Annotated in this window: 22 protein-coding genes and 1 pseudogene; 12 read left to right on the top strand and 11 right to left on the bottom strand. The window is 56.4% G+C overall.

Features of this window, described 5'->3' with window-relative positions; translation table 11 throughout:
• Positions 1-53 precede the first annotated feature (53 nt).
• Together AKJ29_RS17800 and idi are read right to left on the bottom strand one after the other, a co-directional pair.
• A pseudogene (locus tag AKJ29_RS17800) lies at positions 54-689 on the bottom strand (IS6 family transposase); the annotation flags it as partial.
• 77 nt (positions 690-766) lie between these two features.
• Positions 767-1,285, bottom strand: a complete 519-nt coding sequence (gene idi / locus AKJ29_RS17805; RefSeq protein WP_055192894.1) for an isopentenyl-diphosphate Delta-isomerase — start codon at positions 1,283-1,285, stop codon at positions 767-769.
• 124 nt (positions 1,286-1,409) lie between these two features.
• On the opposite strand from idi, the gene secB reads away from it, so the two are divergent.
• Positions 1,410-1,892, top strand: a complete 483-nt coding sequence (secB, locus tag AKJ29_RS17810) for a protein-export chaperone SecB (protein ID WP_055192895.1) — start codon at positions 1,410-1,412, stop codon at positions 1,890-1,892.
• 12 nt (positions 1,893-1,904) lie between these two features.
• Here the strand turns inward: secB and dnaQ are convergent, their stop codons facing one another.
• From dnaQ to AKJ29_RS17830, 4 genes are read right to left on the bottom strand one after another with little or no spacing between them, the layout of a single operon-like run.
• Positions 1,905-2,642: a DNA polymerase III subunit epsilon gene (dnaQ, locus tag AKJ29_RS17815; protein ID WP_055192896.1), complete on the bottom strand. Its 738-nt coding sequence runs from the start codon at positions 2,640-2,642 to the stop codon at positions 1,905-1,907.
• On the bottom strand, positions 2,635-3,231 hold the full coding sequence (gene coaE / locus AKJ29_RS17820; RefSeq protein ID WP_055192897.1) for a dephospho-CoA kinase: 597 nt from the start codon (positions 3,229-3,231) through the stop codon (positions 2,635-2,637). The genes dnaQ and coaE overlap by 8 nt, the downstream gene beginning before the upstream one ends.
• Complete coding sequence (locus AKJ29_RS17825; protein ID WP_055192898.1) at positions 3,228-4,064, bottom strand: shikimate dehydrogenase; 837 nt, start codon at positions 4,062-4,064, stop codon at positions 3,228-3,230. The genes coaE and AKJ29_RS17825 overlap by 4 nt, the downstream gene beginning before the upstream one ends.
• Entirely contained in the window at positions 4,061-4,660 is a 600-nt protein-coding gene (locus AKJ29_RS17830; protein WP_055192899.1) for a Maf family nucleotide pyrophosphatase, read from the bottom strand. Before AKJ29_RS17830 ends, AKJ29_RS17825 begins: the two co-directional genes overlap by 4 nt.
• A gap of 397 nt (positions 4,661-5,057) precedes the next feature.
• On the opposite strand from AKJ29_RS17830, the gene hemJ reads away from it, so the two are divergent.
• The 7 genes from hemJ to AKJ29_RS17865 all read left to right on the top strand — a co-directional run bounded on the left by hemJ (position 5,058) and on the right by AKJ29_RS17865 (position 12,433).
• On the top strand, positions 5,058-5,507 hold the full coding sequence (gene hemJ / locus AKJ29_RS17835; RefSeq protein WP_055192900.1) for a protoporphyrinogen oxidase HemJ: 450 nt from the start codon (positions 5,058-5,060) through the stop codon (positions 5,505-5,507).
• 134 nt (positions 5,508-5,641) lie between these two features.
• Entirely contained in the window at positions 5,642-6,913 is a 1,272-nt protein-coding gene (rho, locus tag AKJ29_RS17840) for a transcription termination factor Rho (RefSeq protein ID WP_055192901.1), read from the top strand.
• A 27-nt stretch (positions 6,914-6,940) separates the two neighbouring features.
• A complete protein-coding gene (gene mnmE, locus AKJ29_RS17845) occupies positions 6,941-8,230 on the top strand; it encodes a tRNA uridine-5-carboxymethylaminomethyl(34) synthesis GTPase MnmE (RefSeq protein WP_055192902.1) in 1,290 nt (429 codons plus the stop codon).
• A gap of 30 nt (positions 8,231-8,260) precedes the next feature.
• A complete protein-coding gene (gene mnmG, locus AKJ29_RS17850; RefSeq protein WP_055192903.1) occupies positions 8,261-10,135 on the top strand; it encodes a tRNA uridine-5-carboxymethylaminomethyl(34) synthesis enzyme MnmG in 1,875 nt (624 codons plus the stop codon).
• Positions 10,132-10,755 (top strand): 16S rRNA (guanine(527)-N(7))-methyltransferase RsmG, encoded by a 624-nt coding sequence (gene rsmG / locus AKJ29_RS17855; protein ID WP_055192904.1) that lies wholly within the window; start codon positions 10,132-10,134, stop codon positions 10,753-10,755. The genes mnmG and rsmG overlap by 4 nt, the downstream gene beginning before the upstream one ends.
• Positions 10,748-11,536 carry a ParA family protein gene (locus AKJ29_RS17860; RefSeq protein ID WP_055192905.1) on the top strand — a complete coding sequence of 263 codons (789 nt, stop codon included), beginning with the start codon at positions 10,748-10,750 and terminating at the stop codon, positions 11,534-11,536. Before rsmG ends, AKJ29_RS17860 begins: the two co-directional genes overlap by 8 nt.
• 9 nt (positions 11,537-11,545) lie before the next feature.
• A complete protein-coding gene (locus AKJ29_RS17865) occupies positions 11,546-12,433 on the top strand; it encodes a ParB/RepB/Spo0J family partition protein (protein ID WP_055192906.1) in 888 nt (295 codons plus the stop codon).
• A gap of 8 nt (positions 12,434-12,441) precedes the next feature.
• Here AKJ29_RS17865 and hemW read toward each other — a convergent pair whose 3' ends face one another.
• The 3 genes from hemW to rph are packed head-to-tail and all read right to left on the bottom strand — an operon-like array spanning position 12,442 to position 14,910.
• Entirely contained in the window at positions 12,442-13,629 is a 1,188-nt protein-coding gene (hemW, locus tag AKJ29_RS17870; RefSeq protein ID WP_055192907.1) for a radical SAM family heme chaperone HemW, read from the bottom strand.
• Complete coding sequence (gene rdgB / locus AKJ29_RS17875) at positions 13,592-14,203, bottom strand: RdgB/HAM1 family non-canonical purine NTP pyrophosphatase (protein WP_055192908.1); 612 nt, start codon at positions 14,201-14,203, stop codon at positions 13,592-13,594. Before rdgB ends, hemW begins: the two co-directional genes overlap by 38 nt.
• Entirely contained in the window at positions 14,200-14,910 is a 711-nt protein-coding gene (gene rph, locus AKJ29_RS17880) for a ribonuclease PH (protein WP_055192909.1), read from the bottom strand. The genes rdgB and rph overlap by 4 nt, the downstream gene beginning before the upstream one ends.
• 71 nt (positions 14,911-14,981) lie before the next feature.
• Here rph and hrcA point away from each other — a divergent pair, with 71 nt between their 5' ends.
• The 3 genes from hrcA to AKJ29_RS17895 all read left to right on the top strand — a co-directional run bounded on the left by hrcA (position 14,982) and on the right by AKJ29_RS17895 (position 17,743).
• On the top strand, positions 14,982-16,046 hold the full coding sequence (gene hrcA, locus AKJ29_RS17885) for a heat-inducible transcriptional repressor HrcA (protein ID WP_055192910.1): 1,065 nt from the start codon (positions 14,982-14,984) through the stop codon (positions 16,044-16,046).
• A 3-nt stretch (positions 16,047-16,049) separates the two neighbouring features.
• Complete coding sequence (locus AKJ29_RS17890) at positions 16,050-16,637, top strand: nucleotide exchange factor GrpE (protein WP_055192911.1); 588 nt, start codon at positions 16,050-16,052, stop codon at positions 16,635-16,637.
• Positions 16,638-16,702: 65 nt separating this feature from the next.
• Entirely contained in the window at positions 16,703-17,743 is a 1,041-nt protein-coding gene (locus AKJ29_RS17895; protein WP_055192912.1) for a TPM domain-containing protein, read from the top strand.
• Between the two features lie 103 nt (positions 17,744-17,846).
• On the opposite strand, the gene mutS is transcribed toward AKJ29_RS17895, so the two are convergent.
• Positions 17,847-20,468, bottom strand: coding sequence for a DNA mismatch repair protein MutS (mutS, locus tag AKJ29_RS17900; protein ID WP_055192996.1), 2,622 nt, complete (start codon positions 20,466-20,468; stop codon positions 17,847-17,849).
• A 132-nt stretch (positions 20,469-20,600) separates the two neighbouring features.
• A complete protein-coding gene (gene galE / locus AKJ29_RS17905; protein WP_082392692.1) occupies positions 20,601-21,611 on the bottom strand; it encodes a UDP-glucose 4-epimerase GalE in 1,011 nt (336 codons plus the stop codon).
• 256 nt (positions 21,612-21,867) lie between these two features.
• Here galE and AKJ29_RS17910 point away from each other — a divergent pair, with 256 nt between their 5' ends.
• Positions 21,868-24,129, top strand: a complete 2,262-nt coding sequence (locus AKJ29_RS17910) for an NADP-dependent malic enzyme (protein WP_055192913.1) — start codon at positions 21,868-21,870, stop codon at positions 24,127-24,129.
• Positions 24,130-24,141: the final 12 nt, after the last annotated feature.

Genomic DNA, 24,141 nt, shown 5'->3' on the forward strand with positions numbered 1-24,141 from the left:
GGCTCTGTTGCAAACATTTTATTGAGCCGCAATGACCCTCTCGCTGGACGGAGTCAGGCTGCGAGTTGCTGTTCGAGCCAGGTCATGGTCTCTGACATAACACATGGTCCGACACCGAAGGCGCGTTCGATCATGCGTTTTTCGCCGATGGGATCGCGGGTCAGGTTGAAGGCGCGGCCCTGGCCTTTTCGCAATGCGCGCATCACTTCAAATCCCTTGATCGTGGCGTAGGCGGTTTTCATCGTTTTGAAGCCCCGGACCGGCTTGATCAGCTGCTTGAGCTTACCGTGATCGGCCTCGATGACGTTGTTCAGATACTTGACCTGGCGGTGTTCGACGTCCTTTGGGCACTTACCCTCTTTCTTCAATTCGCGGATCGCCTGGGTGTAGCATCCAGCCTTGTCGGTGTTGATTTTGGACGGTTTTTCCCAACCTTTGCAGGCACGAATAGCCTTGCCCAGAAAGCATTTGGCGGCTTTGGCATTGCGTGTCGAGGACAAATAAAAGTCGATCGTGTTGCCCAGCTTATCGACCGCCCGGTACAGATATGTCCACTTGCCGCGCACCTTGATATACGTCTCGTCAACGCGCCAGCTATCCGACATCGGCCGCCGCCACTGCCAGCGCATCCGCCGTTCCATGTCCGGGGCATATCGTTGCACCCAGCGGTAAATGGTCGAATGATCAACCCGCTGTCGAGGCAGGACTATTTCAGCAGCCTGCTAAGCATTTCAGCTTTCCCTGCCTCAGGTAGGACCTGGCCACGTCAGGCCCCGAACACCGACGCCCGGTGATCGCGCAGGTAGATCCTGAGCCAGGGCGTAAAGACCTCCGGTGTCCGGGCAATATCCGTGTCTAACTCAGCCGGATCAGCCCAGCGCGTGGCCTGAACTTCCTCCGGGTTCAGATCAATCTTCGGCAGGGTGTCACAGCGGATCACAAAAAGGTCGACCACCTCATGTTCGATCAACCCGCCCCCGACATCCGCCCGATATTCAAGCTGCTCTACCCAGACCGGATCAAGCCCGGTGATCCCCAGCTCTTCCCTCAGACGCCGAATGGCACAATCCTGCGGATCTTCCCCCCAATGCGGGTGGGTGCAGCAACTGTTCGCCCAGAGGTTCGGCGTGTGATATTTCCCGGCTGCGCGCTGCTGCAACAGCACCTTGCCCTTGTGCAGAATAAACACCGACACCGCCTTGTGGCGCATCGCTTTCACATGCGCCTCCAGCTTGTCGACCGGGGTCAGGGTGCCATCCACCCAAGTGGGGATCTTCGTGTTCATGTCCGACCTTTAGCGATTTTGCCCCGCTCCGAAAACCCCTTCTCCTTGGACTTGACCACATCGGTTGTGCCTGCCTGAGCAAGGTGCTAGGCATCTTTCCAACCAAATTCTTAAGGAGATCCCCATGGCCGAGGAACAAAAAGCCCCCGTGCCGCCCAAGATGCAAATCCTGGGCCAGTTCATCCGCGACATGTCGTTTGAAAACATCCTGGCCCAAAAGGGTGTCGAAGGCGAAGTGCAACCCGAAATCAGTGTCGAAGTGTCGCTGGATGCGCAAAAACGCCCAGCCGATCACCAGTATGAAATCACCACGAAATTCACCGTGGGTTCACGCAACAAGAACGGCGGTCAGCAGCTTTTCCTGCTCGAGCTGGAATATGGCGGCATTTTCCACGTGGAAAACGTGCCGGACGAACAGCTGCACCCGTTCTTGATGATCGAATGCCCGCGTATGCTGTTCCCCTTCGTGCGGCGCATCGTTTCTGACGTGACCCGCGATGGTGGCTTCCCGCCGCTTAACCTGGATACCGTTGATTTCCTTGCCCTTTATCGCGCAGAAATCGAACGTCGCGCCGCGGCAGAAGCAGCAACCGCCACGCAGAACTGATCCTTCCGGGGATCAGCTCTCCGACAGTTTTTTCCAAAGCGCGTCGTCGCCCAGCTTGTTAATAAACTCGGCATGGGCGGCGGCTTCTGCGTCACTGATCCGCGAAGGAAGCGGGCTTGGGCGTGCGGTTGGGCGCCAATTATCAGCCACATCCTCGTTTGATGCACTGCCGGGTCCACCCGCCAGAACCAGATCCGGCTGTCGCCCACCAATCAGCTCCAGATACACTTCTGCCAGAATTTCACTGTCAAGAAGCGCGCCGTGCAGGGTTCGGTTCGAGTTGTCGATCCCGAAGCGACGGCAGAGCGCATCCAGTGAGGCAGGCGCACCGGGGAACTTTTTGCGCGCAATCGCAAGCGTATCAAGCGCCCGCTCCCAGGGCAGTTCCGCAAGCCCCATCCATTTCAGTTCGGCATTCAGGAATTTCATGTCGAACGCCGCGTTGTGAATGACCAGACGCGCGTCCCCGATGAACTCCACAAATGCCTGTCCGACTTCTTTGAAGACAGGCTTGTCTTTCAAAATCACTTCACCGGGCGCGGCAGGGCGGGGTGTTGGCAAAAGATCAGGCCCAATCCCATGCACGCCAAATGCCTCTTCCGGCATGCCGCGTTCCGGGTTGATATATTGATGATAGGTGCGTCCCGTGGGCATGTGGTTGATCAGCTCCAGACACCCGATTTCCACAATCCGGTCGCCGGAGTTTGGATCAAACCCCGTGGTTTCAGTATCAAGAACGATCTCACGCATTCAGCTTCTCCCGAATATGGGCCAGAACTTCCTCTACAGCCGCCTTGGCACCATCCAGAGTTTCGGTCGGAATGATCACGTCAGCCCGGGCACGTTTTTCTGAATCAGACACTTGTTTGGCAAGAATAGTCTCGAATTGTTGCTGGCTCATCGTGCCGCGCTCCATCACGCGGGCGCGTTGCAGATCAGCCGGTGCCGACACGACAACCACCAGATCCACATGTTCATGTGCCCCGATTTCAAACAGAAGCGGCATGTCCAGAAGCACGATATCCGCGCCCGAATCTGCCAGAAATTGCGCCCGATCTTCGGCGACCAGCGGATGCACAATCTGTTCAAGCTGTTTGAGGGCCGTTGCCTCGCGTCCGATCCAGTCCTTGAGCACATCCCGGTCAACCACCCCGTCAATGATCGCCTCGGGGCAAATGGATCTGATCGGTTCAACCGCAGCGCCACCGGCGCCGTAAATCCGATGCACCGCCGCATCCGCATCCCAGATCGGAATCCCATAGGCGTGAAACATTTTGGCCGTGGTGGATTTCCCCATACCGATCGAGCCGGTCAAACCTATGATAAACGGCGCGCTCATTGTGCCAGCACTGCGCGGCGCAGCTCCTCAGTCACTTCGGGTCGTGTGCCGAACCAACGCTCGAACCCCGGCACCGCCTGGTGCAACAACATGCCAAGACCATCAACAATCTGGCACCCGGCTGCTTCGGCAGTCTGCAACAACGGTGTTTTTAGCGGGGTATAGACAATATCGGTCACGACCTGTCCGGGTTTCAGCCCGTCAAGTGGCACCCTCAGCTCCGGTTTTCCAACCATCCCCAGAGAAGTGGTGTTCACAACGGTCAGGGCTTCTTCAATCATATTGCCGGCCTGCACCCAATCCACCACGGTGACGCGGGCGCCAAACTCGGACCGCAGCGCATCGGCGCGGGTGCGGGTGCGGTTTGACAGGAAGATTTCCGGCACCCCCACTTCCAAAAGCGAGGCGATCACGGCGCGCGACGCCCCACCAGCCCCCAGAACGGCGGCCGGGCCGGACCTTGGATTCCATCCTGTCGTGCCCTGACGCAGATTTTCGATAAATCCGTACCCATCCGTGTTATCGGCGTGAATTTTTCCGTCTTTGCGGAAAATCAACGTATTTGCGGCCCCCATCAAAGCCGCCCGATCGGTCACCAGATCAGCCAGCTTCAGCACCTCTTCCTTATGAGGAATGGTCACGTTGCAGCCGACAAAGCCAGCCTTGGGGAGGGTGCGAATGACCTCTTCCAGATCCTTCACCTCAACCCGCATCGGCACATAATGCCCGGGCAAGCCCATTGTTTTCAGCCAATAGCCATGAAGGCGCGGCGACAGGGAATGTTCGATCGGATTCCCGATCACCCCGGCCAGCGGAATACGACGTTCGCTCATATCATCACCTCTTCTCGTTCGATCAGATATGACAGGAGTTCCGTCAGCGGCAAACCCAGCACATTGAAATAATCACCTTCCACGCTGGAAAAGAGGCGCACCCCTTCTTCTTCCAGCTTATAGGCCCCAACCGAATGACGGATGCTGTCCCAGTTCCGCGCCACATAGTCCTGAATATACCCTGCGCTGAGGTCGCGCATTTTCATACGCACCAACCCCACGTGACGCCAGAGGGGCTTGCCATCCTGATACAGCACGGCAGCAGAGAGAAGGCGGTGAGTTTTTCCAGACATTTCAATAAGTTGAGAAATTGCGTCCTCTTGCGTGGATGGTTTTGACATCACCTCTCCGCCCAGATCAGCCACCTGATCACATCCCAACACCAGTGCGTTTCGGTGTTTTTCACTGATCTTCCGGGCTTTGAACTCGGCCAGGGCATCCGCAAGGTCGCGCGAATGGGCGCCCTCCGCTTTCAGTGACATTTTAATCATATCTTCATCAATTCGTGCGGGAATAACCTCAAAGCTCAGACCTGCATTGCGCAGGAGTGTTGCCCGAATTTCGGAGCCTGATGCGAGGATGAATTGTGTTGCCATGGGAAAACCCTGTGGAAAAACTCTGTTTGTTCCGGTGTTTGCATCCGGGGGTAACTGACCCCTCCCTCTGCACCTGCGGATAGTTCCTCAGTTCCTACGTCATAATCCGCAGATCTTCCACTGTTGAGAAGTTTTCCACGGGAAAAACAAATTGGCCAACAGGCTGGCTTTCATCCGCCGAGTTATCCCCAGCCGGCCGGTCCCGAATCTGCTATGAAAACTTGGCAAGTTGAAACTTGTCCACGATCAAAGAGCAAACTTGTCCACCTGTGTAAAAGGGCCGGGAAAACCCAATAATCCCCATTATCCACAGACCCTACTTAATCATCATCTTTTCTTTTAAATATTTATTATTTTAAGAAGGGAAAAACGGGCGGGTCAGAAAGGCAGGCATAACATGGGTGACATTCTTTCGGATTGGTATTTCTGGACCAAATCCTTACATATCGTCTCCGTCATTGCCTGGATGGCTGGCCTGTTTTATCTGCCCCGCTTGTTTGTCTATCACGCAGAAGTAGTCGGATCGGGCAATGAAACCGATGATCTGTTCCAGATTATGGAAAGGCGGCTTTTGAAGGCGATCATGAATCCTGCGATGATTTCGACCTGGATTTTTGGTTTGAGCCTTGTGGCCACCCCTGGTGTGGTGGACTGGAGCGACCTCTGGCCCTGGCTCAAAGGCGGGTCCGTGCTTGGGATGACATGGTTTCATATGTGGCTGGCAGCCCGGCGCAAGGAATTCGCCGCAGGCACCAATCGTCTGCCCGGGCGGCGCTATCGCATGATGAACGAGCTACCCACGCTTCTGATGCTCCTGATCGTCTTCTCAGTGGTGTTCAAATACTGAGATCCCTCCGAATTTCTTGACTCACCGGCCCCCTTTAGCCTATGTGGCAGACAAGCAGGCCGTCCGGCCAATGCATCTTCACGACTGCACATCTGTTCCAACGACGCTTTAATGCGTATCGCAAGGCTATTCCCATGTCCGAAAACCGTCTGAATCTGGCTGATCTGAAGGCCAAAAGCCCAAAAGAGCTTGTGGCAATGGCCGAAGAGCTCGAAATCGAAAACGCTTCGACCATGCGCAAGGGCGAGATGATGTTCTCGATTCTCAAGGAACTGGCCGAAGAAGAGTGGATCATCGGTGGTGATGGTGTGCTTGAGGTGGTTCAGGACGGGTTCGGTTTCCTGCGCTCAACCGAAGCCAACTATCTGCCGGGCCCGGATGACATTTATGTTTCGCCTACGGTGATCCGCCAGTATTCACTGCGCACCGGCGATACAATCGAAGGCATCATTCAGGCCCCCGGCGAGAACGAGAATTATTTCGCAATTACCGAAGTGGAAAAGATCAACTTTGGCGACCCGGAAGCGGCAAAACACAAGGTGGCCTTTGATAACCTGACGCCGCTTTACCCGGATGAGCGTCTGAAGATGGAAATTGAAGATCCGACTACCAAAGACCGTTCGGCCCGGATTATCGATCTTGTCTCACCGATCGGTAAAGGTCAGCGGTCGCTGATCGTGGCGCCGCCGCGGACCGGTAAAACCGTGCTGCTGCAAAACATCGCCCATTCGATCGAAGCCAACCACCCGGAATGCTACCTGATTGTGTTGCTGATTGACGAACGTCCAGAAGAGGTGACCGACATGCAGCGCTCCGTGAAAGGCGAGGTTGTCTCCTCGACCTTTGATGAACCTGCATCGCGTCACGTGGCGGTCGCTGAAATGGTGATCGAAAAGGCGAAACGTCTGGTTGAACATAAGCGTGACGTGGTGATCCTGCTCGACTCGATCACCCGCCTCGGCCGCGCCTTCAACACCACGGTGCCGTCATCGGGCAAGGTTCTGACCGGTGGTGTGGATGCCAACGCGCTGCAACGCCCGAAACGCTTCTTTGGTGCTGCCCGGAATATCGAAGAAGGTGGGTCGCTGACTATCATCTCCACCGCGCTGATCGACACCGGGTCGCGGATGGATGAAGTGATCTTTGAAGAGTTTAAAGGCACCGGCAACTCGGAAATCGTGCTGGATCGCAAAGTGGCTGACAAACGTGTCTTCCCGGCAATTGACATCCTGAAATCCGGCACGCGGAAAGAGGATCTTTTGGTGGATGCCAAGGACCTGCAGAAAACCTATGTTCTGCGCCGTATCCTGAACCCGATGGGCACCACGGATGCAATTGAGTTCCTGATTTCAAAATTGAAGCAGACCAAGTCGAATAGTGAATTCTTCGACTCGATGAACGCTTAATTATTATGAATTAACAATGGCTTAGATATGGATACAATCTTTGCATTGGCATCTGCTCGCGGTAAGGCGGGCGTCGCGGTGGTCCGGATATCCGGGCCACAAGCGTTTCTGGCCGCCGAAACTCTGGCGGGATCAGTGCCAGAACCGCGCAAGGCAGGGCTGCGCCGGCTGACCGCTCTGGATGGCACCTATCTCGATCAAACCTTGGTGATTTGCTTTGAACACGGGGCCAGCTTTACCGGTGAAGATGTTGTTGAACTCCAGTTGCATGGATCAACCGCCGTGGTTCGGGCTGTGCTGGAAGAGCTTGGAAAGTTCGAAAACCTCCGCATGGCTGAACCGGGGGAGTTCACCCGTCGTGCGCTGGAAAATGAACAGCTGGACTTGGCGCAGGTGGAAGGGCTTGCCGATCTTCTGGACGCCGAAACAGAGGCGCAGCGCAAGCAGGCGCTGAATGTGCTGTCCGGCGCGTTAGGAGAGATTGCCGAAAGCTGGCGCTGGGATCTGATCCGCGCTGCGGCTTTGCTGGAAGCCACAATTGATTTCGCAGATGAGGAGGTGCCAGAAGATGTATCTCCCGAAGTTGATGATCTTTTGTCCGGTGTCATGCAAAGTCTGGGGCGCGAAGTTGATGGTGCAAAGATTGCGGAACGTATTCGAGACGGGTTTGAAATCGCCATTATCGGCCCGCCAAATGCCGGAAAGTCTACGCTTCTGAACGCTCTGGCCGGTCGTGATGCGGCAATCACATCAGAAGTGGCCGGGACAACCCGGGACGTGATTGAGGTCCGCATGGATTTGGCCGGGCTTCCGGTCACGCTTTTGGACACGGCTGGTATTCGTGAAAGCTCTGATCAGGTGGAAGCCATCGGCATTGATCGTGCGGTAAGTCGCGCGGCTTCGGCCGATCTTCGTATTTTCCTTCTGGACCAACCTGAGGCGAAACTGGGGATTAACCCCACGGAGGGTGACATCGTCGCCCTTGGAAAGGCTGATCTGACCGATGGTGAGGGGTTTCGGATCTCGGGAAAAACGGGGCAGGGGATTGACCTCTTGATCGAAAAGATCACGTCTATTCTGGAAGACCGGGTGCAGTCCGCTGGAATTGCAACCCGTGAGAGGCATCGCCAGGAAATGCTGCGTGCTTTCGACGCTTTGGGGCGTGCTCGAATCGAGATAGAGTTTGGACAGGACCGTGCCGAACTGGCCGCGGAAGAATTGCGGAGCGCCGTTCGGGCTTTGGATGGCCTTGTTGGACGTGTGGATGTCGAAATGGTTCTCGATGAGATCTTTTCGAGCTTTTGTCTGGGTAAGTAGATCCTTGGGATTGGGAAAGGAGTGTTTCACGTGAAACATTCGAAATTCGATGTGATTGTGGTTGGCGGTGGCCATGCGGGCGCAGATGCGGCTCATGCCTCTGCACGCATGGGGGCAAACACCGCTCTGATCACTCTGAAAAAAGAAGATCTTGGGGTGATGTCCTGCAATCCCGCAATTGGTGGGTTGGGGAAAGGGCATCTGGTTCGGGAAATTGATGCGCTCGACGGATTGATGGGGCGTGTTGCTGATAAGGCAGGGATCCAGTTTCGCTTATTGAATCGCCGGAAAGGGCCTGCGGTGCAGGGGCCGCGTACACAGGCGGATCGGGCAATTTATCGACGCGAAATGCAGGCGGAAATTGCGACGACGCAAAACTTGACCCTGATTGAGGGGGAGGTTGCTGATTTTCTGATGGACCGCGCGCAGGTCAAGGGCGTTGTTCTGGCTGATGGGGCGGAAATATCCGCAGGCGCAGTCATACTTACCACGGGCACATTTCTGCGTGGTGTTATTCATATTGGAGATGTGCAGAAGCAGGGTGGCCGCATGGGGGATCGGCCCTCGATTCGTTTGGCGGAACGGATGGAACAGTTTGATCTGCCCCTTGGTCGCCTGAAAACTGGGACACCACCGCGCCTGGACACTAGGACAATCGACTGGTCGATTTTAGAATCCCAGCCAGCTGATGATGATCCTTCCATGTTCTCCTTTCTGAACAGCGCGCCATTTGCACGACAAATTTCATGCGGTATCACCCATACGAATGAGAAAACCCACGAAATCATTAGGGAAAATCTGGATCGTTCTGCGATGTATGGGGGGCACATCGACGGCGTTGGGCCGCGGTATTGCCCATCAATTGAAGATAAAATTGTCAGGTTCTCCGATAAGAGCTCTCACCAGATCTTTCTCGAACCGGAAGGCTTGGATGATATTGCGGTTTATCCAAACGGTATTAGCACCTCTTTGCCCGAAGATGTGCAGCAGGAATATGTGCGATCTATTGTTGGTCTCGAAAACGTCACCATCCTCCAGCTGGGATATGCGATCGAGTATGACTATGTTGATCCCCGCTCGCTGACTGAAACTTTGCAGGTCCGAAATGTTCAAGGCCTTTATCTTGCAGGCCAAATCAATGGGACAACCGGATATGAAGAGGCTGCTGCACAAGGTTTGGTAGCGGGTTTGAATGCAGCTGCAGAAGTTCTGGGGCGTGAAAAGATCCTGTTCTCCAGGTCCAGTTCTTACATCGGGGTCATGGTTGATGATCTTATAACGCGCGGCGTTACAGAACCCTACCGCATGTTTACGTCTCGGGCTGAATTCCGGCTTTCTCTGCGCGCTGACAACGCTGATCAGCGCTTGACGCCAGTCGGCATTGAGATCGGATGTGTTGGAGATGTCCGGAAAGCGCGGTTCCTAAAGAAGCAAGAGGAACTGGAAAGTGCCCGCAATATCCTGATGGAAAAGACCTTTACACCACAAGATCTTGAAGGTTCCAGTTTCCAGGTTCGCAAGGATGGGACAAGAAGAAGTGCGTTCACGCTGCTTTCCTTTCCCAAGGTGAGTTTTGACGATGTTTTGAACCTCGATCCTGCATTTGAAACCATCTTGCCTGAAATCCGTGATCAGATCGCAAAAGATGCGCTTTATTCCAACTATCTGGAACGACAAGAAAAAGATGTTGCCGCAATTAAACGCGATGAGGCACAGGAAATTCCAGAGAATTTCGAATTCCAGGGGATGGATGGTCTTTCAAATGAACTTGCGGCGAAGCTCACAGCGGCCCAACCAAGAAATCTTGCCCAGGCAGCGCGTGTTGAGGGGATGACACCAGCAGCGTTGACACTTTTGTTGGCAAAACTACGCAAGGCAGAGCGTTCAAAAAAGGGTGTAGCGTGACAGATACCAAATTTTTCTCACGGAAGTTCGATGTTTCACGTGAAACATTGGAACGGTTGAAGATCTACGCGAGTCTACTCAAAAAATGGAATCCGGCCATTAATCTGGTTGCGCCTTCGACTATCAATGACCTGTGGGAGCGGCATTTCCTCGATTCTGCACAGGTGTTTTCCGCTCTTCCTCAGGATGCAACGAAATGGTGCGACGTAGGAACGGGTGGGGGGTTTCCCGGCCTTATCGTTGCAATGCTTGCCCAGGAAAAGGCGCCTGAACTACAGATAACATGTATTGAAAGTGATCTTCGAAAGGCAACGTTCTTGCGAACCGTTTTGCGTGAGACCGGCGTTAAGGCGAAAGTGCTTTCAGAACGAATTGAAAGTGCCGAACCGCAGGGCGCTGACGTGTTTTCCGCGCGTGCCCTCGCGTCACTTGATAAGCTACTGGAATTTTCGGAACGGCATTTGTCACCGGATGGCATCTGTGTGTTCCAAAAAGGCGTCAGATATCAGGAAGAAGTTGAAGAAGCCCTTGAAAACTGGTCATTTCAATTGGATAAAATACCAAGCGTTACAAATTCAGACGCAGTCATTTTGAAAATTGGAGCGATCAAACGTGCTTGACCTTACTTGTCCTGCAGGGACCAAGATTATCGCTGTTACCAATCAAAAAGGCGGCGTGGGTAAGACAACGACAACTATCAATCTGGGTGCCGCGCTGGCTGAACTTGGGCGAAATGTTCTCTTGGTTGACCTGGATCCGCAGGGAAATGCGTCAACAGGTCTGGGGATCGAGCTGGCCGATCGCGCTTTGACCACATATGATGTGTTAATAGAAGAGGCACCACTTTCAAACGTTATTGTTGAAACCGCCATAAAAGGTTTGTGGATTGCACCGGCGACCACAGATCTTTCTTCAGCAGATATTGAGCTGGTTTCGAATGAAAAACGCAGCCACTTGCTTCATGATGCGCTGCGTACACAAGATGTTGAGGGGTTTGACTATGTGCTTATTGACTGTCCTCCCTCTCTCAATCTTTTGACCGTGAATGCCATGGTGGCCGCACACAGCGTTTTGGTGCCGCTGCAAAGCGAGTTTTTTGCGCTTGAGGGGCTGTCTCAGCTGATGCTGAGTGTTCGAGAGGTGCGCCAGTCCGCAAATCCGGATCTTCGGATCGAAGGAATTGTTCTCACAATGTATGATGCCAGGAACAACCTGTCCCGTCAGGTAGAGGTCGATGCGCGCGACAACCTCGGAGAGTTGGTTTTCGACACCATTATTCCGAGAAATGTAAGGGTCAGCGAAGCTCCATCCTTCGCCTTGCCTGTGCTGTCTTACGATCCGCACTCTAAAGGTAGCCAGGCATATCGCGACTTGGCAGCAGAACTTGACGGCAGGAAATAGGAGGCAAAAATGGCAAATAAAGCAAAAAGCCGGGGTTTGGGGCGTGGTCTATCCGCATTGATGGCAGATGTAACGCCGGAACCGGTCGCCCAAACAGGTGCAGCTGCCGTTCGGAAAGCTGATCAGATGATGCCGATTGAAAAGGTTCATCCCAATCCGGATCAGCCGCGCCGCACATTTACCCAAGATCAATTGGATGATCTGGCTGCCTCGGTAAAGGAAAAAGGGGTCATCCAACCTCTGATCGTTCGCCCTGATCCAAAAGATGACGGCACCTATGAAATTGTCGCGGGTGAGCGGCGCTGGCGGGCGTCGCAGATGGCTCAGCTGCACGAGATTCCGGTTATTATTCGGACATATACCGATACTGAGGCGCTCGAAGTTGCCATTATCGAGAATATTCAGCGCGCTGATCTGAACGCCATCGAAGAAGCTGCAGGATATCGCGACTTGATGGATCGCTTTGGCCATACGCAGGAAAAAGTGTCAGAGGCGCTCGGAAAAAGCCGATCCCATATCGCCAATTTGCTCCGCCTTTTGAACCTGCCCGCTGATGTGCAGGAGTTTGTGCGTGACGGGAAACTGACGGCTGGTCATGCACGAACGCTTGTCACGGCGGAAGATCCCCTGACCTTGGCGAAGCAGATCATCGCAAAAGGGCTGTCGGTGCGCGAGGCAGAACGTCTGGCGAAGAAACCGAAGGGAGAGGCCAAACCGGTTGCGCGCCCGAAATCTGACAAGGATGCGGATACAAAGGCGCTGGAGGGTGATCTCTCTGCCACTTTGGGAATGAAGGTTTCCATTGACCACAAACCGGGCACCGAAGGGGGCGTGGTGACCATTCGCTACCAAAACCTTGATGAACTGGACGATATCTGCGGAATTCTGGGGGCGTAACCCGGAAATCAGTCCGGCAAAATCTCTCGAAGTATCGCATTCAACACAGGGCGGCCATCCTCGGTCGCCCTTAGTGTTTTCTGCGTGACCGAAATCAAGCCCATCTCAGATAAGTCTTTGATTTTATTTCGATTAAGAGATGTCTTGAATTGTTGGGACAGGCGGTCCAGATCCACGCCCTCGGTGGTGCGTAACCCCATCAAAAGGTATTCTGCTACCTGCTCTTCTAAAGGAAGAGGTGCTCTCTCGCGCTTGTCAGCGTCCCCCAGGGCGTTCTCCAACCATTTGCTCGGCGAGAGAGGGGTTTCTGTTGCCCATCTGTTCTGCCCAAAAGACAGCCGACCATGGGCCCCGGGACCGATCCCGACCCAATCCCCTGACCGCCAATAGATCAGGTTGTGTCGGCTTTCCTCACCGGGACGAGCGTGGTTGGAAACTTCATAGGCCGGAAGCCCCGCAGCGGCTGTGGCTTCCTGTGTATGGAAAAACATGTCAACCGCCAGATCCTCCTCTGGCAGGCCCGACAGTTTGCCTGCATCAAACCGTGCACCAAACGCGGTGCCGGGTTCGATGGTCAGCTGATAAAGCGAAAGATGATCCGGGTCGAAGCTCAGCGCGCGGTCCAGTTCGGCCTGCCACTGGGGCAGGGTCTGATCCTGCCGCGCATAGATCAGATCAAAATTGACCCGCGAAAAATGCTGCCGGGCGATCTCCAGCGCGCGCAGACCTTCGTCAACACTATGCAATCGTCCGAGTTTGCGAAGGTCGTCATCATTCAATGCCTGAAACCCCATCGAGACACGGTTGACGCCCGCCTCGCGATAGCCTGCGAAATTCCCGGCCTCGATCGAGGTCGGGTTGGCCTCCAGCGTGATTTCGATATTGTTTGCAAAGGTCCAAAGGTCAGAGGCTTTGTCGATGATCGCCGCCACTGTGGCGGGGTCCATCAGGCTTGGGGTGCCGCCGCCGAAATAGATCGAAGACAAAACCCGGCCCGGTGTCTCGGCCCCGTACCGGTCCAGATCTTTCAGATAGGCAGCCAACCATTGCGATTGGTCAATCTGCGCCGATACGTGGCTGTTGAAATCGCAATAGGGGCATTTCGAGGCGCAAAACGGCCAGTGGACATAAAGTCCGAATCCAGCCGTTTGCCAATTCTCAGGCAAAGCTGCCTGCCACGAGTTTCGCGAAAGCATCTGCGCGATGGCTCATTTCGTGTTTTTGGGCCGGATCCATTTCACCAAAGGTGATGTCATGGCCATTGGGCACAAAGATCGGGTCATAGCCGAACCCCTGGTCGCCGCGCATGGGCCAGGTCAGAGATCCTTCAACTTTGCCCTCGAACAGCTCGTCATGGCCGTCGGGCCAGGCGAGGCAGAGCGTGCAGCAAAACCGTGCGGTGCGGGGCAGGGGGGCGTTTTTCTCTTCCAGAAGGCGCCAGGTTTTTTCCATCGCCATCGGAAAATCCCGACCATTTCCGGTTTCGGCCCAATCGGCGGTATAGACGCCGGGGGCGCCGTCCAGCGCGTCGACCATGATCCCGCTGTCATCGGACAGGGCAGGCAAACCCGTTGATTTTGCAGCAAAATGCGCCTTGATCCGAGCATTTCCGGCAAAGCTGTCTTCGGTCTCTTCCGGCTCTTCCAATCCGTGATCGGCGGCTGAAGTGACGGTGACCCCAAAGGGGGCCAGCAAAGCTGCGATTTCGCGCAGCTTGCCTTTGTTGTGGCTGGCAATGACCAGTTCTTTTCCGTCAAACTTGCGGGTCACTTGGTGGCCTCAATTGCAGCCGCGGCCAGTTCCGCCCCGCCTTTTTCGGCCAGATCCATCAACTGGTTCATCTGATCACGGTTGAAGGTTGCGCCCTCGGCCGACATCTGCACTTCGATCAGCTTGGCTCCGGACATGACAAAATTGCCATCCACGCCGGCCACGGAATCTTCGGGGTAGTCCAGATCGAGCACGGGCTGGCCGGCATATATGCCGCAGGACACGGCGGTGACCGGATCGCCAAGCGGATCGGTGGAAATGTCGCCAGCTTTCAAAAGCTTGTTCACCGCAAGACGAAGCGCAATCCAGCCCCCGGTGATTGAGGCGCACCGCGTGCCGCCATCCGCCTGAATCACGTCACAATCGACGGTGATCTGACGCTCTCCCAACCCGACCAGATCGACACCTGCGCGCAGAGAGCGGCCGATAAGTCGTTGAATTTCCACGGTCCGGCCTTGCTGTTTGCCGCTTGCGGCCTCACGGCGCATCCGTGATCCGGTGGAACGGGGCAGCATCCCGTATTCGGCGGTGACCCAGCCTTTGCCGGAGTTGCGCAGGAACGGGGGCACACGCTCTTCCAATGAGGCGGTGCAGAGCACATGGGTGTCGCCCACGCGGATCATGCACGACCCTTCTGCGTGTTTTGTGACCCCGGTCTCGATTGAAATCGAGCGCATTTGATCTAAATTTCTACCAGACGGGCGCATGGCATTCCCCTTTATTTAAAACCTATAGGCGTGATACCCATGGGGCTGGTAGAAAGGCAAGGCATTAGCGCATGGAAGACGGATCTGACCTGATCAAAGACATGAATACCCGCTCGCGCGAGGTGTTCCGCTGTCTTGTGGAAAGCTATTTGGAAACCGGGGATCCGGTTGGGTCACGCACATTGACCCGCGCCATGACCGAGAAAGTGTCAGCGGCGACCATTCGCAACGTGATGCAGGACCTCGAATTTATGGGGCTTCTGAATTCCCCCCATGTGTCAGCCGGTCGGGTGCCCACGGATCTGGGGCTGCGGTTGTTTGTGGATGGGTTGCTTGAAGTGTCCAACCTTGATCACAGTGACCGGGAAAAGATTGATGCCACGGTTGGGAATGTGCCCGGCGATGTGGGCACGATGATGGATCGGGTGGGGCAGGCGCTGTCGGGGATCACTGCGGGCGCCAGCCTGGTTCTGACGCCAAAACATGAGGCGCCGATCAAGCATATCGAATTTGTGTCACTTGGCGCGGATCGCGCCCTTGTGGTGCTGGTTTTTGCCGATGGTCAGGTGGAGAACCGGGTGTTCACCCCGCCTGCGGGCCAGACGCCGTCCTCCCTGCGTGAGGCGGCCAATTTCCTCAATGCAATTGCCGAGGGGCGCACCATTACCGAGTTGCGCGGCGATATGGGGGATGAGATTGCACGCCGCCGGGCAGAGCTGAACACATTGGCGCAGGAGCTGATTGACGGCGGGGTGGCACTGTGGGCCGATCAGGGGGGGCAGAACGAGCGGCTGATTGTGCGGGGCCGGTCGAATCTCCTGTCGGGCACCGAAGAAGAAGCCGATCTTGCGCGTATTCGCACCCTGTTTGACGACCTCGAACGCAAGCGCGACATCGCCGATTTCCTTGAACTGGCGGATCAGGGTGACGGGGTGCGCATTTTTATTGGGTCGGAGAACAAACTTTTTTCACTTTCGGGTAGCTCTTTGGTGGTTTCCCCTTATATGAACGCTGATCGAAAGATTATTGGTGCCGTGGGGGTGATTGGACCGACCCGGCTGAATTACGGACGGATCGTGCCGATCGTGGATTACACGGCGCAACTGGTTGGCAAAATGATCTCGGATCGAGGATAGAAGATGACCGACGTGAAAAAGACACCGGCGGAAGACGTGGAAGCCGCCATTCAGGAATTGATGACCGAGCAGGCCGGTGATGAGCCGATGTCGCTGGACGATCTGGCCAATGAGCTGCCGCCGAGCGAAGAGATCCTGGCGCTGCAAGCTGAGCGTGACGAGTATAAAGACCGGTTCATGCGCGCCCTGGCGGATGCGGAAAATGCCCGCAAACGGTCTGATCGGGACCGTCGCGAGGCTGAGAATTACGGCGGATCAAAGCTGGCCCGTGATATGCTGCCCGTCTTTGACAATATGAAACGCGCGGTGGAAGCGGCCTCGAAAGTGGACAATGAAGCGTCCAAACCGCTGATCGAAGGGATCGAACTGACCATGCGTTCGCTTCTGGGCATTTTTGAAAAACATGGCATCCGTCTGGTCTCTCCGGAAGTGGGGGACAAGTTTGACCCGGAACAGCATGAGGCGATGTTCGAAGCCCCGGTGCCGGGCACCAAGGCGGGGGATGTGATCCAGGTGATGGCGGAAGGGTTCATGATCCATGACCGCCTGCTGCGTCCGGCCCAGGTGGGTGTGTCCTCGACCCCGGCTTGAATTTTCCCCTCAACAGGGGCGATAAAACCGCGTATGAAACTCCCGTCATTGACGGGAGTTTTCTTTTGCGCATCCTTCTTTCCCTCCTCTTTCTTGTCTGGGCCAATATTGCCCAGGCGCAGAATTATCCCGCCTATTCAGATCTTTACGTAAATGACTTTGCTGCCATCCTCTCACCTCAAGAGGCGGATCGCCTGCGCGCCACGCTTGAGGAACTGCGCGAAAAACGCGGGGTAGAGTTTACGCTTGTCACTCTCAAAAGCCTCGCAGATCACGCCTATGACGGCCCGATTGAACCCTTTGCCACCGGACTGTTCAATGCCTGGGGCGTTGGCGATGCGACCCGAAATGATGGGGTGATGATGCTGGTTGTGCGTGACGATCGGGTGATGCGGATCGAAGTCGGCTCGGGCTATGGAACAGACATGAACGGGCCAATGCAGCGGGTGATCGACCATACGATCCTGCCCGAATTTCGCGATGGGGATTACGTGAACGGGATCTTGTCCGGTGTCGATGAGGCGATTTATGAAATCACGGGTGTCTATCCCGGAGATTACGATGCCCCCCGGTATCAGCTGGTGGCAAAACAGGGGTTGCGGCAGGTGAAACGGTATTGGCCGCTGTCACTTGCGGGCCTTGGTGCCTTTTTGTTTGCCGCCTGGCGGTTCCTGCGCCGCCGCGCCCCCCGCCGTTGCCCCAATGACGGGACGTGGATGATCTGGCTGAGTGAGACTGATGATGATGCGTATCTGATCAAAGGGCAGCTTACAGAAGAACGGCTGAAAACCGCGGATTACGACGTCTGGCTTTGTCCGGCCTGTGACAATGCGCATGTGATCCGTCGCAAGAAGTGGTTCACCTCTTACAGCCGCTGCCCACGATGTGATTTTCACACATTGAAGACGGACACCACCACGTTGGAAAGCGCCACGCGACAGTCAACCGGGCGGGCACGGGATGACTTTTCCTGCGCGCAATGCGGCGAAAGCTGGAGCGCGACACGGACTTTGCCAAGGATCACATCCAGCCGCTCCTCCTCGTCCTCATCTGGTGGATTTGGTGGGGGCAGTTCCAGCGGGGGTGGTGCGTCCGGCCGCTGGTAGCTGGGGGTCGTTGTCCCCCAGACCCCCTAAAACGTTTCGGGATAAACCCGTGACACATGGTTATTCCGAAACGCTTTAAGGTATTTTGGGCAAGAAAAAAGGATCAGTCCTTTAACAACTCGCGCAGGTCATAGACCAGGTTCAGGGCTTCGCGCGGCGTGAGGCTGTCGGGCAGAACCTCCCGCAATGCGTCTTCGACCCTGGATGGCGCTGTTTTCACCGGCGCAGGCGCGGGTGGAGTGGCGGCAAACAGCGGCAGATCGTCAATCATCGCTTTGGCACCCTCACCATCGCGCTCACCCTTCTCAAGCGCCTCAAGCACAACGTTGGCGCGGGCAATCACCGCTTCGGGCAGCCCGGCGAGTTTGGCCACCTGCACCCCGTAAGACCGGTCAGCAGCGCCTTTTTTCACCTCATGCAGGAAAATCACCTCGCCTTCCCATTCCTTGACCGAAATCGTCGCGTTTTCAACGCCGGTCAGCTTGTCCGCAAGCTGGGTCATTTCGTGGTAATGGGTGGCAAACAGGGCGCGGCTGCGGTTTGTTTCGTGCAGATGCTCCAGCGTGGCCCAGGCGATTGAAAGGCCGTCATAGGTGGCGGTGCCGCGGCCGATTTCATCGAGGATGACAAGCGCGCGGTCATCGGCCTGGTTCAGGATGGCGGCGGTTTCCACCATCTCGACCATGAAGGTTGACCGCCCCCGGGCCAGATCATCCGAGGCCCCAACCCGGCTGAACAGTTGTGAAACAATGCCGATATGGGCGGATTTTGCGGGAACGAAGCTCCCGGTTTGGGCCAGAAGCGCAATCAGGGCGTTTTGGCGCAGAAATGTCGATTTACCCGCCATGTTGGGGCCGGTCAGCAGCCAGATATGGGCGTGGTCATTGCCGTTTGAGAGGGAGCAATCATTGGCGATAAACGGCTCACCGGTTTTGCGCAGGGCGGCTTCGACCACCGGGTGGCGTCCGCCGGTGATTTCGAATTTACGGCTGTCATCCACATGCGGCATGGCCCATCCCTCGGCGCGCGCAAGATCGGCAAACCCGGTGGCAAGGTCGATTTCCGCGAGCGCCCGGGCGGTGTCGGCAATGGCGGCAGCGCGGTCCAGAACCTCTCGTGTCAGGCTGGAATAGAGACGTTTTTCGATCTCCAGCGCCCGACTTCCCGCGTTGTGGATCTTGGTTTCCAGCTCGCTCAGCGCGACGGTGGTAAAGCGCACGGCATTGGCGGTGGTCTGGCGGTGGATGAAGGTCTCGGACAGTGGTGGGTTCAGCATCTTGTCCGCATGGGTGGCGGTGGTTTCGATGAAGTATCCCAGCACGTTGTTATGTTTGATCTTGAGCGAGCTGACCCCGGCAATCTGCGCGTATTCAGCCTGCATCCCGGCGATCACACCCCGGCCCTCATCCCGCAATTTGCGGGCTTCGTCCAGATCCTCGTCATAACCGGGGGCGATGAAACCGCCATCGCGGGCGAGGAGAGGGGGATCAGCCACCAGCGCCTCTTCCAGAAGGGATAGCAATGTATCGTGGCCCAGGAGCTTTTCCCCGGCCACCATCAGCCGTTCGGGGATCGCTTCGGCATTGGCGATCTGTTCAGACAGGTCAATAGCGGCGCCCAGCCCGCCGCGGATTGCGGCCAGATCTCGGGGGCCACCCCGGTCCAGCCCCAACCGGGACAGGGCCCGATCCATATCGGGGGTTTTGCGCAAAGACTCGCGCAGATCTTCGGAAATGCGGGACTGTTCCACCAGAAATGACACGGTTTCAAGGCGGGCGTGGATTTCGGAAAGGTTGCGTGACGGAGAGGAAATGCGCCGCTCCAGCAGCCGCCCCCCGCCGGCGGTTACCGTGCGGTCCACCACTGACAAAAGCGATCCCTGGCGGCCGCCGGACATCGCATGGGTCAGTTCCAGATTGCGCCGCGTGGCGGCGTCGATTTGCAGCGTGCCATGGGACAATTCGCGCACCGGCGGGCGCAGCAGCGGCAATTTGCCTTTCTGGGTGATTTCCAGATATTCGACAATGGCGCCCATGGCGGCAATTTCTACACGGGTAAAGCTGCCAAATGCCTCCAGTGAACCGACGGCGTATAGTTCTTTCAGGCGCTTTTCCGCGCCAGTGCTGTCAAAAGCGGCCTGTCCGAGCGGGGTGGGGGCTGCCCCGGATTCAGTGACTATTCCATCAAGATCATACATGATCTGGTCGGGGAGAACGACCTCACGCGGGGCCAGTCGGGCCAGTTCCGGTGACAGGCGCATACGCGAGCAGGGCATGACGTGGAACGCGCCGGTTGAAATATCGACCCAGGCAATTGCGCCATCCTCGCGGATCTCGGCAAAGGCGGCGAGGAAATTGTGCCGACGCGCGTCCAGCAGGCTTTCTTCGGTAAGGGTGCCGGGGGTTACAAGGCGCACCACATCCCGTTTCACCACGGATTTCGCGCCGCGCTTCTTGGCCTCGGCCGGGTTTTCCAACTGTTCGCAAACCGCAACACGAAACCCTTTGCGGATCAGCGTCAGCAGATACCCTTCGGCGGAATGCACCGGCACGCCACACATGGGAATATCCTTGCCCAGATGCTTGCCGCGTTTGGTCAGGGCAATATCCAGCGCCTCGGCGGCGGCGATGGCATCGTCAAAGAACAGCTCGTAAAAATCGCCCATACGATAGAACAGGAGCGCATCGGGATAGCCTTCCTTGATGTCGAGGAATTGCGCCATCATCGGTGTTACTTTGGCAGTTTTGTCGCTCACGTCGCTGGGATCCTTGATCTGGTCTGCATTGAGGTGGGTTTGGTTGATAAAACCAGAAAACACGGGGGCTGGAAAACCGGTTTTCCGGGATATTTCCCAGTGTCAGGTGTTTTTCCGCCGAGAGACCCAGTTCCAGCTGGACTGGCACATCTCCTCCAATCCCCGCTGCGCGGTAAAGCCCAGAAGTTCACGGGCCCTGGAAGGGTCGGCATAGACGCTTGCCACATCTCCGGCGCGACGAGGGGCGATCCGGTGGGGCAGGGGTTTTCCCGCGGCGGCCTCATAGGCGCGCAGCATATCCATCACCGAATATCCCGTGCCGGTGCCGATATTTACCGTGTGGCTCTGGTCTGTTTCCAGCAAGGATTTGACCGACAGAACATGGCCCTGCGCAAGATCCATCACGTGGATATAATCGCGCACACCGGTGCCATCGGGCGTGTCGTAATCATCGCCAAAGATTGACAGTTCGGCCAGTTCGCCGGTGGCGACCTTGGCGATATAGGGCATCAGGTTGTTGGGCGTGTCATTCGGATCTTCACCAATCAGCGCGCTGTCATGGGCGCCGGCGGGATTGAAATAGCGCAGGATCCCAAAGGTCCATTTGTCATCAGAGGCGGCGATCTGGTTCAGCGACTGCTCACAAGCCAGTTTGGTAAAGCCATAGGGGTTGGTAAAACCGAGATCGGCGGTTTCGGTGACGGGCAGCTGGTTGGGCTGGCCATAAACCGTCGCCGAGGAGGAAAACACCAGTCGCCCACATCCGGCACGCTCCATCGCGCGCAGCAGCGCGTAAAGCCCGGCAATATTGGTGTTCATGTATTCCAGCGGGATCTGGCCGCTTTCGCCCACGGCCTTGAGGGCGGCAAAGTGAATGGCGGCGTCGATCTTGTGCTTGGCAAAGATACGATCCAGCAGCCCTTCATCCAGCACGTCACCCGTATAGCAGGTGACCGGCGCGCCGGTGATCGTTTCAAGCCGGTCGATCACATCTGGCCGTGCGTTTGAGAAATTATCCAGAATGACAATATCAAAGCCAGCCCTTGCAAGCTCGACATAGGTATGAGAGCCAATGAAACCTGCGCCGCCCGTCAACAAAATCGTCTGTGTCACGTGTCGCTCCTGATGAAAGGTTTGGCCAAGATATAAATCATCGTCCTGTGAAAGGCACGGACGGAATTTTGTGCGGTAGGGGGCTGTTATATCCGTAAATGATTTTCTGAATGTTGCGTCACGGCGGGGATGAATTTTCGACTATTGCGCAAAAACTCCCGAATTGAGTTATAAAATGCTCAAATGAGGTTGAGCCTGCGCACGACCCCCTGTAAGGGAGGAGGGTCTGTCTGTCGCAGGGAAAGGGCCAAGAGGAATGGCAAAACAACGCATCACCGATGAAGAGGCTCTGGCCTTTCACATCTACCCGACACCGGGCAAGTTCGAGGTCACGCCATCGGTGCCAATGACCACGCAGCGCGATCTGTCGCTGGCCTATTCGCCGGGGGTTGCCGTGCCATGTGAGGCCATCGCAGCAGACCCGTCGACCGCGTATGATTACACCAACAAGGGCAATCTGGTGGCGGTGATTTCCAACGGTACAGCGGTGCTTGGATTGGGGAATTTGGGTGCGTTAGGGTCTAAACCGGTGATGGAAGGCAAGGCGGTCCTGTTCAAACGGTTTGCCGATGTGAACTCGATCGACATTGAGTTGGACACCGAAGACCCGGATGAGTTTATCAATGCGGTCAAGCTGATGGGGCCGACCTTCGGGGGCATCAACCTTGAGGATATCAAGGCGCCGGAATGCTTCATCATCGAACAGAAGCTGAAAGAGGTCATGGACATTCCGGTGTTCCACGACGACCAGCATGGCACGGCGGTGATCTGTGCGGCGGGGCTTTTGAATGCGCTGCACCTCAGCGGCAAGAAGATCGAAGACTGCAAGATCGTTCTGAACGGCGCGGGGGCCGCCGGGATCGCGTGTATCGAACTGATCAAATCCATGGGCGCGCGGCATGAAAACTGCATCGTCTGCGACACCAAGGGTGTGATTTATCAGGGCCGAACCGATGGCATGAACCAGTGGAAATCGGCCCATGCGGTGAACACCGATCTGCGCACGCTCGAAGAGGCGATGGAGGGTGCGGATGTGTTCCTTGGCGTGTCGGTCAAGGGGGCCGTGACGCAGGATATGGTGAAATCCATGGCCGACAACCCGGTCATTTTCGCCATGGCCAACCCGGATCCGGAAATCACGCCGGAAGAGGCGCATGAGGTGCGCAATGACGCCATTGTTGCCACCGGCCGTTCGGATTACCCGAACCAGGTGAACAACGTTCTGGGCTTTCCCTACCTCTTCCGCGGCGCGCTTGATATCCACGCCCGCGCCATCAATGACGAGATGAAAATCGCCTGCGCTCAGGCCCTTGCCGAACTGGCCCGCGAAGATGTGCCGGATGAAGTGGCGATGGCCTATGGCACCAAGCTGACCTTTGGCCGCGACTATATTATCCCGACCCCGTTTGATCCGCGCCTGATCTATACCATTCCCCCCGCCGTGGCGAAGGCCGGTATGGACACCGGGGTGGCACGCCGCCCGATCATCGACATGGAAAGCTATGCGCTGAACCTGAAATCGCGCATGGATCCCACCGCCTCCATTCTGCGCGGCATCACCGCTCGCGCCCGCAAGAACCAGGCCACGATGATCTTTGCCGAAGGGGATGATCCGCAGGTGCTCCGGGCTGCCGTGCAATATCAGCGTAACGGGTATGGTCGTGCGCTGGTGGTGGGGCGTCAGGAAAATGTGCGCGAGAAGCTGGAAGCCGAGGGTCTGGGGGATGCAGTCCGCGAATTGCGTGTGGTGAACGCCGCCAACACGGAAAACCTCGGGCTTTACAAAGACTTCCTCTATGAGCGCCTACAGCGTCAGGGCTTTGACCGCCACGATGTGCATCGCATCGCGGCGCGGGATCGCCACGTGTTTGCGTCGCTGATGCTGCAGCATGGTCATGGCGATGGCCTGATCACGGGCGCCACGCGCAAATCGGCATATGTGCTGGACCGGATCAACCATGTATTTGATGCCCGCGCCAGTGACGGAGCGGTCGGTGTCACCGCCGTTCTGCACAAGGGCCGTATCGTGCTGATGGCTGATACGCTGGTGCATGAATGGCCCGAAACCGAAGATCTGGCCAATATCGCAGAGCGTGCCGCCGCCGTGGCGCGGGGCCTTGGGCTTGAACCCCGCGTCGCGTTTGTCAGCTTCTCGACCTTCGGCTACCCAATCTCGGAACGTGCGCAGAAACTGCATGAAGCACCGGCAATTCTGGATCAGCGCGGCGTTGATTTCGAATATGATGGTGAGATGACTGCAGATGTGGCGCTGAACCCGGATGTGATGAAGCATTACCCGTTCTGCCGCCTGTCCGGGCCCGCCAACGTGCTGGTGGTTCCCGCCCGCCACTCTGCCTCGATTTCGGTCAAGATGATGCAGGAACTGGCAGGTGCCACGGTGATTGGCCCGATCCTGTCTGGCGTCGACAAACCGATCCAGATCTGTTCGACCAACTCCACGTCAAATGACATCCTGAACATGGCGGTTCTTGCCGCGGCACGTCTGGGCGAAAGGTAAAAACAGGCTCTG

The organism is Aliiroseovarius crassostreae (assembly GCF_001307765.1).
Classification (GTDB): Bacteria; Pseudomonadota; Alphaproteobacteria; order Rhodobacterales; family Rhodobacteraceae; genus Aliiroseovarius; species Aliiroseovarius crassostreae.

Excerpts from the sequence above, each read along its gene's own strand:
- idi (WP_055192894.1), bottom strand. The coding sequence starts at position 1,285 with ATGAACACGAAGATCCCCACTTGGGTGGATGGCACCCTGACCCCGGTC.
- dnaQ (WP_055192896.1), bottom strand. The coding sequence starts at position 2,642 with ATGCGTGAGATCGTTCTTGATACTGAAACCACGGGGTTTGATCCAAAC.
- hrcA (WP_055192910.1), top strand. The coding sequence starts at position 14,982 with ATGGAAGACGGATCTGACCTGATCAAAGACATGAATACCCGCTCGCGC.
- hemW (WP_055192907.1), bottom strand. The coding sequence starts at position 13,629 with ATGCTTTCGCGAAACTCGTGGCAGGCAGCTTTGCCTGAGAATTGGCAA.
- rph (WP_055192909.1), bottom strand. The coding sequence starts at position 14,910 with ATGCGCCCGTCTGGTAGAAATTTAGATCAAATGCGCTCGATTTCAATC.
- mnmE (WP_055192902.1), top strand. The coding sequence starts at position 6,941 with ATGGATACAATCTTTGCATTGGCATCTGCTCGCGGTAAGGCGGGCGTC.
- rho (WP_055192901.1), top strand. The coding sequence starts at position 5,642 with ATGTCCGAAAACCGTCTGAATCTGGCTGATCTGAAGGCCAAAAGCCCA.
- AKJ29_RS17830 (WP_055192899.1), bottom strand. The coding sequence starts at position 4,660 with ATGGCAACACAATTCATCCTCGCATCAGGCTCCGAAATTCGGGCAACA.
- AKJ29_RS17890 (WP_055192911.1), top strand. The coding sequence starts at position 16,050 with ATGACCGACGTGAAAAAGACACCGGCGGAAGACGTGGAAGCCGCCATT.
- secB (WP_055192895.1), top strand. The coding sequence starts at position 1,410 with ATGGCCGAGGAACAAAAAGCCCCCGTGCCGCCCAAGATGCAAATCCTG.
- AKJ29_RS17825 (WP_055192898.1), bottom strand. The coding sequence starts at position 4,064 with ATGAGCGAACGTCGTATTCCGCTGGCCGGGGTGATCGGGAATCCGATC.
- mutS (WP_055192996.1), bottom strand. The coding sequence starts at position 20,468 with ATGATGGCGCAATTCCTCGACATCAAGGAAGGCTATCCCGATGCGCTC.
- AKJ29_RS17910 (WP_055192913.1), top strand. The coding sequence starts at position 21,868 with ATGGCAAAACAACGCATCACCGATGAAGAGGCTCTGGCCTTTCACATC.
- AKJ29_RS17865 (WP_055192906.1), top strand. The coding sequence starts at position 11,546 with ATGGCAAATAAAGCAAAAAGCCGGGGTTTGGGGCGTGGTCTATCCGCA.
- hemJ (WP_055192900.1), top strand. The coding sequence starts at position 5,058 with ATGGGTGACATTCTTTCGGATTGGTATTTCTGGACCAAATCCTTACAT.
- coaE (WP_055192897.1), bottom strand. The coding sequence starts at position 3,231 with ATGAGCGCGCCGTTTATCATAGGTTTGACCGGCTCGATCGGTATGGGG.